The organism is Mycolicibacterium llatzerense, assembly GCF_000878195.1.
Lineage (GTDB): Bacteria > Actinomycetota > Actinomycetes > Mycobacteriales > Mycobacteriaceae > Mycobacterium > Mycobacterium llatzerense.
Genome location: NZ_JXST01000024.1, coordinates 40,728 through 54,762, shown reverse-complemented (window position 1 = coordinate 54,762; position 14,035 = coordinate 40,728). Strand labels below are relative to the sequence as shown.

At 67.7% G+C, this 14,035-nt stretch carries 11 protein-coding genes; 8 read left to right on the top strand and 3 right to left on the bottom strand.

Translation table 11 applies throughout. From position 1 onward, the window contains the following. Nucleotides 1-36: 36 nt before the first annotated feature. Complete coding sequence (gene tatC, locus TL10_RS17545; protein WP_043393216.1) at nucleotides 37-984, top strand: twin-arginine translocase subunit TatC; 948 nt, start codon at nucleotides 37-39, stop codon at nucleotides 982-984. After that, a complete protein-coding gene (locus tag TL10_RS17540; RefSeq protein WP_082067985.1) occupies nucleotides 968-3,826 on the top strand; it encodes a DEAD/DEAH box helicase in 2,859 nt (952 codons plus the stop codon). The genes tatC and TL10_RS17540 overlap by 17 nt, the downstream gene beginning before the upstream one ends. Nucleotides 3,827-3,841: 15 nt before the next feature. Here the strand turns inward: TL10_RS17540 and TL10_RS17535 are convergent, their stop codons facing one another. Beyond that, complete coding sequence (locus TL10_RS17535) at nucleotides 3,842-4,720, bottom strand: MBL fold metallo-hydrolase (RefSeq protein WP_043986607.1); 879 nt, start codon at nucleotides 4,718-4,720, stop codon at nucleotides 3,842-3,844. Between the two features lie 158 nt (nucleotides 4,721-4,878). Here TL10_RS17535 and TL10_RS17530 point away from each other — a divergent pair, with 158 nt between their 5' ends. After that, a complete protein-coding gene (locus TL10_RS17530; protein WP_043393222.1) occupies nucleotides 4,879-5,619 on the top strand; it encodes a DUF4333 domain-containing protein in 741 nt (246 codons plus the stop codon). Between the two features lie 72 nt (nucleotides 5,620-5,691). Here the strand turns inward: TL10_RS17530 and TL10_RS17525 are convergent, their stop codons facing one another. After that, complete coding sequence (locus TL10_RS17525; RefSeq protein WP_043986605.1) at nucleotides 5,692-6,642, bottom strand: 5'-3' exonuclease; 951 nt, start codon at nucleotides 6,640-6,642, stop codon at nucleotides 5,692-5,694. A 91-nt stretch (nucleotides 6,643-6,733) separates the two neighbouring features. On the opposite strand from TL10_RS17525, the gene TL10_RS17520 reads away from it, so the two are divergent. The 4 genes from TL10_RS17520 to TL10_RS17505 all read left to right on the top strand — a co-directional run bounded on the left by TL10_RS17520 (nucleotide 6,734) and on the right by TL10_RS17505 (nucleotide 11,507). After that, nucleotides 6,734-7,858: a M24 family metallopeptidase gene (locus tag TL10_RS17520; protein ID WP_043986604.1), complete on the top strand. Its 1,125-nt coding sequence runs from the start codon at nucleotides 6,734-6,736 to the stop codon at nucleotides 7,856-7,858. A 42-nt stretch (nucleotides 7,859-7,900) separates the two neighbouring features. Further along, on the top strand, nucleotides 7,901-9,226 hold the full coding sequence (locus tag TL10_RS17515) for an ABC1 kinase family protein (RefSeq protein ID WP_043986603.1): 1,326 nt from the start codon (nucleotides 7,901-7,903) through the stop codon (nucleotides 9,224-9,226). Between the two features lie 140 nt (nucleotides 9,227-9,366). After that, nucleotides 9,367-10,776, top strand: a complete 1,410-nt coding sequence (locus tag TL10_RS17510; RefSeq protein ID WP_043986602.1) for an HNH endonuclease signature motif containing protein — start codon at nucleotides 9,367-9,369, stop codon at nucleotides 10,774-10,776. Between the two features lie 95 nt (nucleotides 10,777-10,871). Further along, nucleotides 10,872-11,507, top strand: a complete 636-nt coding sequence (locus TL10_RS17505) for a class I SAM-dependent DNA methyltransferase (protein WP_043986600.1) — start codon at nucleotides 10,872-10,874, stop codon at nucleotides 11,505-11,507. Here the strand turns inward: TL10_RS17505 and TL10_RS17500 are convergent. After that, nucleotides 11,485-11,880 carry an MmcQ/YjbR family DNA-binding protein gene (locus tag TL10_RS17500; protein WP_043986599.1) on the bottom strand — a complete coding sequence of 132 codons (396 nt, stop codon included), beginning with the start codon at nucleotides 11,878-11,880 and terminating at the stop codon, nucleotides 11,485-11,487. The two genes, TL10_RS17505 and TL10_RS17500, sit on opposite strands and share 23 nt — an antisense overlap. Before the next feature lie 56 nt (nucleotides 11,881-11,936). Here TL10_RS17500 and ligA point away from each other — a divergent pair, with 56 nt between their 5' ends. Continuing rightward, on the top strand, nucleotides 11,937-14,027 hold the full coding sequence (gene ligA, locus TL10_RS17495; protein ID WP_043986598.1) for an NAD-dependent DNA ligase LigA: 2,091 nt from the start codon (nucleotides 11,937-11,939) through the stop codon (nucleotides 14,025-14,027). The last annotated feature ends 8 nt before the right edge of the window (nucleotides 14,028-14,035 follow it).

Below are 14,035 nucleotides of genomic sequence, written 5' to 3'. Positions count from 1 at the left end.
CCAGCGCCCGCGGCGGTCGGCTCCTCTCATACTCACGTGCCAGCATCTGGAATCTTCCGAAAGCTTGACCCGCGCCGTCGACGGTCGCGGGTCAATCCTGACGGCACCATGTCGCTCGTCGATCACCTCGAGGAGCTGCGGACACGGTTGCTGATCGCGGTCATCGCGGTCCTGTTGACGACCGTCGTCGGCTTCCTCTGGTACGGGCACGGCTTCTTCGGATTCCCCAGCCTCGGTGACTGGCTGCGCGGCCCGTACTGCTCGCTGCCGGCGTCGTCGCGCGCGTCGATCGCCCCGGACGGGGAGTGTCGACTGCTGGCCACCGCGCCGTTCGATCAGTTCATGCTGCGCCTCAAGGTCGGCATGGCGGCGGGCATCATCCTGGCCTGCCCCGTCTGGCTGTACCAGATCTGGGCGTTCATCACCCCTGGCCTGTACAAGAAGGAACGGCGCTTCGCGTCGCTGTTCGTGGGCGTCGGTGCGCTGCTGTTCGTGTCGGGCTCGGTCCTGGCCTACGTGGTGCTGTCGACGGCGTTGTCGTTCCTGCTGACCGTCGGCAGCGACGTGCAGATCACCGCATTGTCCGGTGACCAGTACTTCGGCTTCCTGATCAACCTGCTGGTCGTGTTCGGCATCAGCTTCGAGTTCCCGCTGCTGATCATCATGCTGAACATGGTCGGGGTGCTCACCTACGAGAAGCTCAAGGCCTGGCGCCGCGGGCTGATCTTCGGCCTGTTCGTCTTCGCCGCGTTCGTGACACCCGGCTCGGATCCGTTCTCCATGCTGGCGCTGTCGCTGGCGTTGACCGTGCTGCTGGAAATGTCGATCCAGGTGGCCCGGTGGCATGACCGGCGCAAGGCCCGGCGCGAGGCCGAGGCTGTTCCCGACGACGAGGCCGCCCCGATCGGGTCGGTCGAACCCATCGATGCGCCTTCTGCCGTGCCTACTCCGACCCGGCTGACCATCGATGACGACGCCACCTGAGTCGCAGGCGGCGGTGCCGCCAGAGTCCACACCGGCGCCTGACGTCGAGCCGGGTCCTCAGCTGCGCGACTTCGCCGCGGGCCTGTCGTTCACCCTTGACCCCTTTCAGACCAACGCCTGCATCGCGCTCGAGAACGGTCGCGGTGTCCTGGTCTGTGCCCCGACCGGTGCCGGCAAGACCGTCGTCGGCGAGTTCGCGGTGCATCTGGCGTTGGCCGCCGGGCGGAAGTGCTTCTACACCACGCCGATCAAGGCGCTGAGCAACCAGAAGCACAACGATCTGGTGGCCCGCTACGGACCCGAACGCATCGGCCTGCTCACCGGCGACCAGGCGATCAACGGTGACGCGGACATCGTGGTGATGACCACCGAAGTGCTGCGCAACATGCTCTACGCCGATTCGCATGCACTGCACGGACTGGCCTATGTGGTGATGGACGAGGTGCACTTCCTGGCCGACCGCATGCGCGGCGCGGTGTGGGAGGAAGTGATCCTGCATTTGCCCGACGAGGTCCGGCTGGTCAGCCTGTCGGCGACGGTGAGTAACGCCGAGGAGTTCGGCGGCTGGATTCAGACTGTTCGCGGTGACACGACCGTCGTCGTCGATGAACACCGCCCGGTGCCGCTGTGGCAGCACATGCTGGTGGGCAAGCGGCTCTTCGACCTGTTCGACCTGTCCAAGGGCGTCGACGGAGGCAAGGGTGGCGGCAAGGGTAGGGCCCGCGTCGATCCGGAGTTGTTGCGGCACATCGCGCATCGTCGCGAGGCGGACCGGCTCATGGACTGGCAGCCCCGGGGACGCAGCGGAGACGGGCGCGGACGTTCCGGCGGCCGGCCCGCGATGTACCGGCCACCGAGCCGGCCCGACGTCATCGGCACGCTGGACCAGGCCGGGCTGCTGCCGGCCATCACGTTCGTGTTCTCCCGCGCCGGGTGCGATGCCGCGGTCAAGCAGTGCCTGCGTTCCGCGGTGCGCCTGACCAACAAGGCCGAACGCGACCGCATCGCCGAGATCATCGACCGCCGGTGTGCCGATCTGGCCGAGTCCGATCTGGTGGTGCTCGACTATCACGAATGGCGCGAAGGCCTGCTGCGCGGCCTGGCCGCCCACCACGCCGGACTGTTGCCGGTGTTCCGGCACACCGTCGAGGAGTTGTTCACCGCAGGTCTGGTGAAAGCCGTCTTCGCCACGGAGACACTGGCTTTGGGCATCAACATGCCGGCCCGCACCGTCGTGCTGGAACGGCTGGTCAAGTACAACGGCGAGCAGCACGCCCCGTTGACGCCGGGGGAGTACACCCAGCTGACCGGACGCGCCGGGCGCCGCGGCATCGACATCGAGGGCCACGCCGTCGTGTTGTGGCATGCCACCGACGAGATGGCCGATCCTGCCCAGGTCGCCGGCCTGGCGTCGACCCGAACGTTCCCGCTGCGCAGTTCCTTTGCGCCGTCCTACAACATGACCATCAACCTGGTTCAGCACATGACGCCGGCGGCGGCGCACCGACTGCTCGAGCAGTCCTTCGCGCAGTACCAGGCGGACCGGTCGGTGACCGGGCTGGTGCGCGGCATCAAGCGCGGTGAGCGGATGCTCGCCGAGATTGCAGCCGAGCAACGCGAGAGTTCGGATTCAGCGCAGGGTGTCGATTGGAACTCCGTGCTCGAGTACGCCCGGCTGCGCGCGACCATCACCGAACGTGAACGGGCGCAGTCTCGAGCCGGCCGCTTGACGCGGCGCAAGGGCATCAACGACGCATTGGCCGCGCTGAAGCGTGGCGACGTCATCGCCATCGGTCTCGGCCGCCGCAGTGGCCTGGCCGTGGTGCTGGAGGAGGCTTTCGACGCCGACGATCCGCGTCCGCTGGTGCTGACCGAACATCGTTGGGCGGGAAGGATTTCCGCTGCCGACTACGCCGGGACGTCGCAGCGTCTGGGCAGCATGTCCCTGCCCAAGCGGGTGGAACACCGGCAACCGAAGGTGCGCCGTGATCTGGCATCGGCGCTGCTGAGGGCGGCCGACGCCCTGGACGTGCCATCGGTGCGCCGCAGTCGCGGTTCTGCTGACGAGACACCGGACATCGACCCGGAGCTCGCCGGTCTGCGGGAGCAGATGCGCCGTCACCCCGCGCATCAGCTGCCCGACCGCGAGGCGAAAGTGCGTGCGGCCGAACGCTATCTACGCATCGAACGCGACAACGACCAGACCCAGCAGAAGGTCGCCGCGGCCACCAACTCGCTGGCCCGCACCTTCGACCGGATCGTGTCGCTGCTCAGCGAGCGTGGCTTCATCGAAGGCGCCGACGGCGAACCGGCGGTGACCGACGACGGCCGGCTGCTGGCCCGGATCTACAGCGAGAGCGACCTGCTGGTCGCCGAGTGTCTGCGCGGCGGCGTGTGGGACGGTCTGAATCCGGCCGAACTGGCCGCGGTGCTGTCGTCGGTGCTCTTCGAGTCACGTGGTGACGGCCCCACGGTGCCGCCGGGCGCCGAGCAGGCCACCGACGAGGTGCGCCGCGCGCTGGCCAAGACCCGCCGGCTGTGGACCGACATCCACGGCGATGAACGCCGGCACCGGCTGCCGTTCAGCCGTGAACCCGATGGTGGTTTCGTGGCCGCCATGCACAGCTGGGCGACGTACGGCGATCTGACCGCGGCGCTGCTGATGTCCGACAATGGCAACGGAAATGCTTTGCCCGCAGGCGATTTCGTGCGCTGGTGCCGTCAGGTACTGGATCTGCTGGACCAGGTGCGGCTCGCCGCGCCGTCACCGCAGCTGCGGGTGACTGCCAAGCGGGCCATCGGGGCGGTACGGCGCGGCGTCGTGGCGATCGACAGCATGTAACTTCGCCGGTGACTGTCAGGCCAGGCCCAGATCCAGCCAGTCATCGACCATGAACCGGTCACCGCGCGCCACGATGGTGGCGCCGCCATGGCCCGCATAGTGCGCCGGGACCACGGCCGCCCGCCGCCGCGAGGCCTCGGTGAACACCCGCTTGCGGGTGACGGTGGCCTCGGCCGCGTTGACGTCGTAGGCGCACGGATCATCGGGCCGGGGAATCTGGATCGGGCAATGTGTCAGGTCGCCGACGAACACGGCCGGCTTGCCGGCATCCAGCCACAGCACCGACGACCCGGGCGTGTGGCCGGGCGCCGGGCGCAGCCATACCGAATCGCTCAGTTGGTAGTCACCGGAGAACAGCTCCGTCTGGTCGGCCACGGGGATGACGCTGTCCTCGAACACCGTTCGCATCTCGTCGGTGGTGTCGGGGTTGTCGGGCGCGAAGAACCGGTGGTCCGCCTCGGGCATCAGGTAGCGGGCGTTCGGGAACGTCGGCGCCCAGGCGCCGTCGACCAGTTGGGTGTTCCAGCCGACATGGTCGGTGTGCAGGTGTGTGTTGAGGACGACGTCGACGCCGCCCGGGTCGATTCCGGCCGCCCGCATGTTGTCGAGGAACGGCGTGCTGAGGTGATCGAGCGGCGGCATGTGCGGCCGGTGCCGGTCGTTGCCCGCGCCGGTGTCGATGACGATGGTCAGCCCGTCGACCTGCAGTACCCAGCTTTGAATGGCGATGCGGAACAGGTCGGTCTCGGGGTTCCAGAACCGCGGGGCCAGCAGGTCGGCCTCGGCGTGCCAGGCCTCCGGCGGCGTCGACGGCCACAGTGACGTGGGGATCTGCACCTGGGCTTCCGCGACGCGGGTCAAGGTGGCATTGCCGAGCCGGATTTGGTCCGTCATACCGCGAGAGTAAGGCCGAGCGTTCGCCAGCTGATGGCCAGACACGCGCGCCGCGGAAGACTGTGCAGGTCATCCACAAACGGTTGCACCGGTAGTGTGGTTGACCAGCACCCCGGAGTCAGTGACATCCGGGTAGGGGAGAGCACCGAGGAGAAACGATGAGCGGTCCAGAGGGAACTGACCCGTCGCAGCAGTGGCAAGGTCAGCAGCCCGCTTGGGGTCAGCCGGCGGCCGGCGCCGAGCAGCCGACCACTGCCGCCCCGGCGTGGGGTCAGCAGCCGGCCTACAACCCCGAGCAGTACCAGCAGCAGTACCCGGCGGGTCAGCCTGGTGCCGCGCAGCCTGGAGCGCAGCAGGTGCCGGGTTATCCGCAGCAGCAATACCCGGGTTATCCGCAGCAGGGCTACCCGCAGGCCGGTGCCTACGGGCAGCCGCAGTACGGACAACCGCAGTACGGGCAGCCGGGACAGTACGGCCAGCCGGGGCAGTACGGTCAGCCGCAGTTCGGTGAGGGCGCCGCGGGTCAGCAGTTCGACCAGCAGTTCGGTGCTCCGGCGGGCAAGAAGTCCAACAAGGCACTGCTGCTCATCGGTGGCGTCGTGGCCGCCGTCATCGTCGCGGTCGTCGGCGTGCTCGGATTCCTGTGGCCCGGCTTCTTCGTCACCACCAAGCTCGACATCAACGCCGCGCAGTCCGGCGTGCAGAAGATCCTGACCGACGAGTCCACCGGTTACGGCGCCAAGAACGTCAAGGACGTCAAGTGCAACAACGGCACCGACCCTGAGGTCAAGTCCGGCCAGACCTTCGACTGCGACGTGAACATCGATGGCACCAAGCGCACCGTCAAGGTCACCTTCAAGGACGACAAGGGCACCTACGAGGTCGGCCGCCCGAAGTAGGTCTCTCGCGAACAGACACAAAATTGCCCCTTTTCAAGCGAAAAGGGGCAATTTTTTTTGCCTGCTCGCGAGCTACAGCTTGTCCAGGGCCTTCTGGAGCCGTGCGATCGAGTTGGTGACGCCGTACGTGCCGGCCAGCTCGGCCACCCGCTGCGGGTCGCGGGCGACCAGCGGCAGGGCGTCCGAATCGGTCGACATGGACACCGGCGCATCGGTCGCCACCCGGACGACGGGCAGCGCGGCAGCGATGTAGTCGGTCGCGGCGAGCAGCTTCTTCCGTTGTGCCGCAGCCATTTTGGAGGCTGAGTCCTGGGCGGCGGCCTCGATCGCCGTGAGTGAGCCATAGGTCTGCAGCAGGGTGGACGCCGTCTTCTCGCCGATCCCGGCGACGCCCGGCAGCCCGTCGGACGCGTCGCCGCGCAGCAGGGCCAGCTCGGCGTACGCGGCGCCGGCACGATCCAGCGGGACGCCGTAGGTCTCGGCAACCTCGGCGGGCCCGTAGAGCACTGCCTTGGCCAGGCCGCGGCCGATATAGAACACCCTGATTCCTGGCGCGTCATCGCTTGCGAGCTGTAGCAGGTCGCGGTCGCCGCTGACCACGATCGCCGGGTCGGTCCCTTCCCGGGTGGCCAGCGTGCCGAGCACGTCGTCGGCCTCGAAGCCCGGTGCGCCCGCGGTGGCGATGCCGAACGCGTCGAGCAACTCCATGATCATGGCGACCTGCGGCGTGAGGTCGTCGGGCACCTCTTCGATGTCGGGGTCGTCGCCCGGCACCTCTTCGACCACCCGGTGCGCCTTGTAGGACGGGATCAGGTCGACTCGCCACTGCGGCCGCCAATCCAGGTCCAGGCACACCACGAGGCGGCCGGGGCGGTGCTGGGTGACCAGGGCCGCGATGTTGTCGAGGAAACCGCGGACCGCGTTGACGGGGCGGCCGTCGGGCGCCGTGATCGAGGACGGCACCCCGAAGAACGAGCGGAACCACATGCTGGCGCCGTCGAGGAGCAGGATCGGCTGGGTCATGAGGCGAGCGAAGCGACGGGGGAGGTTACGGGGATGTCGATCGGCATCGCACTAGCCTATTGGCATGCGGGCGAGCGAAGCGACGGGGAATGTGACAGTTGGCCGATTCAACACCGACGTCTATGCCGCGCGTCTGCGCTCGGCCGCCGCTGCTGCCCACGCCGCCGGCCTGGCCGGTTTGGTCATCACCCCGGGGTACGACCTCCGGTATCTGGTGGGGTCACGGGCGCAGACCTTCGAGCGGCTGACGGCGCTAGTGGTGCCGGCGGACGGTTCGACACCGACGGTCGTGGTGCCGCGGCTGGAACTGGCCTCGCTCAAGGAGTCGGCGATCGTGGAACTGAGCCTGGAGGTTCAGGATTGGGTCGACGGCGATGACCCCTACGCGCTGGTGGCGGCCGCGTTGCCGGGCAGTGCCGTCGCGGTCACCGACGCCATGCCCGCACTGCACCTGCTGCCGCTGGCATCGGTCCTCGGCGCGGTGCCGGTGCTGGCCACCGATGTGCTGCGGCAGTTGCGAATGATCAAGGACCCCAGCGAGATCGACGCTCTGGCGAAGGCCGGCGCGGCCATCGACCGGGTGCACGCGCGGGTGCCCGAGTTCCTGGTGCCGGGACGCACCGAGGCCGACGTGTCCGCGGACATCGCGGAAGCGATTGTCGCCGAGGGGCATTCGGAGGTGGCGTTCATCATCGTCGGCTCGGGGCCGAACGGGGCGGACCCGCACCACGAATGCTCCGACCGTGAACTACAGGTCGGCGACATCGTCGTCGTCGACATCGGCGGTCCGGTCGAGCCCGGCTACAACTCGGACTGCACCAGGACCTACAGCATCGGTGAACCCGATCCCGTGGTGGCGCAACAGTATTCGGTGCTGCAACGCGCGCAGGCCGCGGCGGTGGCCGCGGTCCGGCCAGGGCTGACCGCCGAGCAGATCGACGCGGCGGCCCGCGACGTGCTTGCCGCAGAAGGGCTTGCCGAGGTGTTCGTCCACCGCACGGGCCACGGCATCGGCCTGTCGGTCCACGAAGAGCCCTACATCGTGGCGGGCAATGGGTTGACGCTGGAGCCTGGCATGGCGTTCAGCGTCGAGCCCGGGGTCTATTTCGCGGGGCAGTGGGGCGCGCGGATAGAGGACATCGTCGTCGTCACGGACGACGGCTGCGTGTCCATGAACAACCAGCCGCACGAACTCGTGGTTGTGCCAGTTTCTTAGGGGTTGTTGTCAAGATCGGCTAAGAAAGACAAGATCAACTCCATGGCTGAAATCCGCCGTGGCCGCACGGGACGTGCCGCCAAGCTGGCAACCCTTCCTGCCGGGATCGCAGGCCGCGCCGTCCTGGGCGTCGGCAAGCGCATGGCCGGCAAATCGAAAGACGACGTCAACGCGGAGTTGGTCGAGAAGGCCGCTGAGCAGCTGTTCCAGGTGCTGGGAGAGCTCAAGGGCGCTGCAATGAAGCTCGGACAAGCGCTTTCAGTGATGGAGGCCGCCATCCCGCCGGCATTCGCGGAGCCCTATCGCGAAGCGCTGACCAAGTTGCAGAGCGACGCCCCGCCGCTGCCGGCCGACAAGGTGCATCGCGTGCTCGACAGCCAGCTGGGCACGAAGTGGCGCGAGCGATTCCAGTCCTTCGATGACGAGCCCGTCGCCTCCGCGAGCATCGGTCAGGTGCACAGCGCGGTGTGGAGCGACGGCCGCCGGGTCGCGGTGAAGGTCCAGTACCCGGGCGCCGACCAGGCCGTGCGCGCCGACCTCAAGACCCTGCGGATGCTGACCACGCTGTTCAAGCAGGTGGTTCCGGGCGCCGACGTCAAGAGCATCATCGACGAACTGATCGAGCGCACCGAGGAAGAGCTGAACTACCGGATCGAAGCGGACTATCAGCGCGCCTTCGCAAAGGCTTTTGCGGGCGATCCGCAGTTCTACGTGCCGGCGGTCGTCGCGTCGTCCCCGAAGGTGGTCATCACCGAGTGGATGGAGGGCCGCAAGCTCTCCGAGATCATCACCAGCGGCACCGAAGACGAGCGCAACCGGTGCGCGCACATGCTGCTCGAGGTCACCATCAGCGCCCCGTACCGCTGCGGCCTGCTGCACGTCGATACTCATCCGGGCAACTTCATGTTGCTGGACGACGGGCGGTTCGGCGTCATGGACTTCGGCGCCTGCGCGGTCCACGAAGGCGGCCTGCCGCGGGCAACCGGGCCCATCCTGCGGCTCGCGCGGGACGAGAAGTGGGAGGAGATGACGACCTACCTACGGGAGGAAGGTTTCATCCCCGCCGGGGCCACAGTCTCTCACGAGGAGATCAACGCCTACCTGCTGCCATACATCGAACCGTTGCGGCACAAGAGCTTCCACTTCAGCCGCCGGTGGCTGCAGGGCATCGCCGCCACCGCGGCAGACATCCGCAGCGAGCAGTTCGCCGCGACGTTCAAGACCAGCCGTCAGCTGAACCTGCCGCCCAACTACTTGATGATGTTCCGGGTGCTCGGTGGTCTGCTCGGGATCGCCGCGCAGCTGGACGCGACCATCAACTACGCCGAGATCGTCGACAAGTGGGTGCCCGGGTTCCGCGAGGACTGACGAGTTCGGCGCAGTAACTCCGGAGTCATCGCGGCGGGTGGAACTCCCTGCTGGACAACATATTTGACCTCACTCGTCACTTTCGGCACAGGTGTCCCAAACTGTGAAAATTTGTCAGTGCTTCGAACTAGTGTTCGAATATGGACGTCGACAACCCCACTGCTGTTGAGGAGGCTTACGCCGGCCTCGACACGGCGTTGGTGCGGGTCGCCGCCCTGGATTACACGACCCTGTCCGTGCCGGAACTGTTGGCGTTGCAGTCCCACCGCGAACAGATGCGGTGCGCCGCCGAAGCCGTGGACCACGCGATTCTGGCCGCCACCCAAGCTCAGACCACCCTGAAGGAGATCGGGGCGAAAAACTGGGCCGAGGTGCTGCGTATCCGGGACCGCCTCGGCAGCGATGATGCCCGGCGGCGGGTCCGGCACGCCGAGTTGTTGGCCCCGCGGCGGTCGTTGACCGGGGAGCTATTGCCGCCGCTGCGGCCGTATGTCGCTGCCGCCGTCGCTGCGGGGGCGATCAATGCGGATCATGTCGATGTCATCGAGTCGTTCTTCGCGAAACTGCCCACCTGGGCGGGCCTGACCGCTGTCGATGACGCCGAGAATGCCCTGGTCGCCGCCGCGCGGAATCTGACGCCGGAAGCGTTGCGGTCGGTGGTCAAACGCAAACTGTACGAGTTGGATCAGGACGGTCCCGAACCCGATGACCGCGACCCTGAACCCGACCGGGACCGGGCACTGACCCTGGGTAAGCAACGTCCGGACGGTACGTCAGAGTTGCGTGGTGTCTTGACCCCGGCAGCGCGTGCTGCCTACGAAGCGCTGATGGTCAAATATGCCGCTCCCGGTATGTGCAACCCCGCCGACGCGCAGCCCTGCATGTCGGGGACGCCGACACAGGAACAGATCGACGCGGACACCCGCACGCTGGCGCAGCGTCAGCATGATGCCTGGGAGGCGATGGGCCACCTGCTGTTGTCCACCGATTTGGGGGAGCACAACGGCTACCCCGTGACCATTGTCGCGACCTGCACCGTGGAGCAGTTAGAGGACCGGGCCGGGGTCGCGCACACCCACACCGGCAGCCAGCTCCCGGTCAAGGACCTGGTCAACCTCGCCGCGCGTACGGGGGCGTCCTGCTACCTGACGGTGTTCGACAATCATGCTCCGATACCGCTGTATCTGGGTCGGGCGCGGCGCACCGCCACCACCGGCCAGCGCCTGGCCCTGCTCGCCCGCGACAAAGGCTGCACCCACCCCGACTGCACCATCCCCGCCGCCGGCTGCCAAGCCCACCACGCTGTCGCCGACTGGCACCACGGCGGCCGCACCGACATCACCGATCTCGCGTTGGCCTGCGGACCCCACAACCGGCTCGCCGACACCGGCGGTTGGAGCACCGCCATGGGCTCCGACGGACGCACCCACTGGACCCCACCACCACTGCTCGACGTCGGCCAACCACGAACGAATCAGTACCACCACCCGACGCTGTATCCGGCCGAGGGTGAGGACTCTGATGGCGAAAGTGACAGTCCCGCAACCTGACCCGGCGCCAACGGCGCCCGGTGGCGCGGCACTTCGTCGCGCTGCGGCTGCCTCACGTCCAGCCCGTGGCATGCACACCCGCGTACCGTTGGCCGATGCCTGATTTTCTGGCCACGACACGCGATGGCTACGACCGGGCGGCCGCGAACTATGTCGCGCGCTTCCGGCACCATCTCGATGACAGACCGGTGGACCGCGCAATGATCGGCGCGTTCGCTGAGCTGGTACCGCGAGGCCCGGTGCTCGACGTCGGCTGCGGCACCGGGGTGGCGACCGTGGCACTCGCGGCCGCCGGCTTGGATGTGACCGGAATCGATCTGTCTCCCAACATGATCGCGCAGGCACGCCAGCACAACCCGGGCCTGGCGTTTCGGGTTGGCTCGATGCTCGACCTCGATGCGGAGGACGGCAGCGTCACCGGGCTCTGCGCCTGGTACTCGATCATCCATGTGCCCGACACGCATCTGCCGCGCGTCTTCGCCGAATTCCACCGGGTGCTGGCGCCTGGCGGCGTGGTGCTGCTGGCATTTCAGGTCGGCGACGAACCGCGGGTGCTGACGGACTTCGACGGCGAGCCGGTGAACTTGACGTTCATTCGCCGCCAATCGACGGCCGTCGCGGATCTCTTGTCGAACAGCGGGTTCCGCGTCTATGCCGAACTGGTCCGGCAACCGGACGACGGACTCGAATCCACCGCGCAGGCGTATCTCATTGCGCGTCGAGCAGTTTGACCAGCCGCTTTGTCGCGACCAGCCGGAATGACGCGTCCAGCAGCTCACGGACCTCGTTCCAGTCGACCTTCGCCGCGGTGAAATCCAGCCCGAGCCAACCGAACGGTCCCATGTAGGCGGGGTAGTAGAAGCGCGAATCCTGTTCCAGCGCTGCGCGGTCGGACTCGTCGACCTTGACCAACAGGGAGTACGGGTAGGCGACCATCTCGCCGGTCACCTTCGAATTGCCGCCGTACATCGCGAACATCTTGGGTGCGCAGAACACCGGCCGGCCCCAGGACACCTTCTCGAAGGCTTCGGGGAAGCTCAGCGCCACCGCTCGCAGCTCCGCCAGGCCGGGGTCGTCGTCGTCGAACATGATCGGGTGCGGCACGCGCCCACCCTATCGGGCCTGCGCGACCTGTCGGTGGCCTTCGCTAGCCTTACCGGGTGAGCTCACCCGATCCCGACGTGCGCCGGCAATGGCAGGAACTGGCCGAAGAGGTTCGCGGTCACCAGTTCCGCTACTACGTCAAGGACGCGCCGATCGTCTCCGACGGTGAGTTCGACAAGCTGCTGGGGCAGTTGCAGCAGCTCGAGGACACGTACCCCGAACTGCGGACGCCGGATTCGCCGACGCAGTTGGTCGGCGGCGCCGGATTTGCCACCGAGTTCGGCGAGGCACAGCATCTGGAGCGGATGCTGTCGCTGGACAACGCGTTCAACACCGACGAGCTGACGGCATGGGCGGCGCGGCTCACCAACGAACTGGGTAGCGACCTCGAATACCTCTGCGAGCTCAAGGTCGACGGCGTCGCGCTGGCCCTTGTGTACCGCGACGGCAAGCTGGTTCGCGGCGCCACCCGCGGCGACGGCCGCGCCGGTGAGGACGTCACGCTCAACGCCCGCACCATCACCGACGTCCCCGAGCAGCTGACCGGCACCGACGAATTCCCGGTGCCCGCCGTGCTGGAGGTGCGCGGCGAGGTGTACTTCCGGGTCGAGGATTTCGCCGCACTGAACGCCAGCCTCGTGGAGGAAGGCAAAGCGCCGTTCGCCAATCCGCGCAACAGCGCCGCCGGGTCGTTGCGGCAGAAGAATCCGGCCGTCACCGCACGCCGCCGGCTGCACATGATCTGCCACGGGCTGGGCTATACCGAAGGTTTCGAGCCGGCGTCGCTGCACGACGCGTATCGCGCGCTGCAGGCCTGGGGTCTGCCGGTGTCCGACCACACCACCCGGGTCACTGGCATCGCCGCGGTAGCCGATCGCGTCGCCTACTGGGGCGAGCACCGCCACGACGTTGACCACGAAATCGACGGTCTGGTAGTCAAATTGGACGACCGGACGCTGCAGCGGCGCCTCGGCGCCACCAGCCGGGCGCCGCGCTGGGCCATCGCCTACAAGTACCCGCCCGAGGAAGTCACCACCAAGCTGCTCGATATCCGGGTCAGCGTCGGGCGCACTGGTCGGGTCACGCCGTTCGCCTACATGGAGCCCGTCACCGTCGCGGGGTCGACGGTCGGGCTGGCGACGCTGCACAACGCCACCGAGGTGAAGCGCAAGGGCGTGCTGATCGGCGACACCGTCGTGATCCGTAAGGCCGGCGACGTCATCCCCGAGGTGCTCGGCCCCGTCGTCGATCTGCGTGACGGCACCGAACGCGAATTCGTCATGCCTGCAACGTGTCCCGAGTGTGGCAGCACCCTGGCGCCCTCGAAGGAGGGCGACGCTGACATCCGCTGCCCCAACACGCGGTCCTGCCCGGCGCAGCTGCGAGAGCGGGTGTTCCACGTCGCGGGCCGCGGTGCCTTCGACATCGAGGGCCTCGGCTACGAGGCGGCGACCGCGCTGCTGGCGGCCGACGTGATCACCGATGAGGGCGACGTCTTCGACCTCACCGCGGAACAGCTGTTGCGCACCAGCCTGTTCACCACTCAGAAGAACGAGCTGTCCGCCAACGGCGCCCGGCTCCTGGCCAACCTCGGCAAGGCCAAGCAACAGCCGCTGTGGCGGGTGCTGGTGGCGCTGTCCATCCGGCACGTCGGCCCGACGGCGGCGCGGGCATTGGCCGCGGAATTCGGTGATCTGCAAGCGATTACCGAAGCGTCGGAGGAACAGCTGGCCGCGGTCGAGGGCGTCGGCCCGACCATCGCCGCCGCGGTGATCGACTGGTTCACCGTCGACTGGCACCGCGCCATCGTCGACAAGTGGCGGGCCGCGGGCGTCCGGATGGCCGACGAGCGCGACGCCGGTATCGAGCGGAACCTCGAGGGTCTGTCGATCGTGGTGACCGGTTCGCTGACCGGTTTCTCCCGCGACGAGGCCAAGGAGGCGATCCTGGTCCGCGGCGGCAAGGCGGCCGGTTCGGTGTCGAAGAAGACCGCCTATGTGGTGGCCGGTGACGCACCAGGTTCCAAGTACGACAAGGCCGTTGAGCTCGGGGTGCCCATCCTCGACGAGGACGGCTTCCGGCGCCTGTTGGAGGTCGGTCCCGAAACGGAGGCATCCCCCGAGGGGGAAGCCTCGGGGGACGCGTAGCGGGCTCG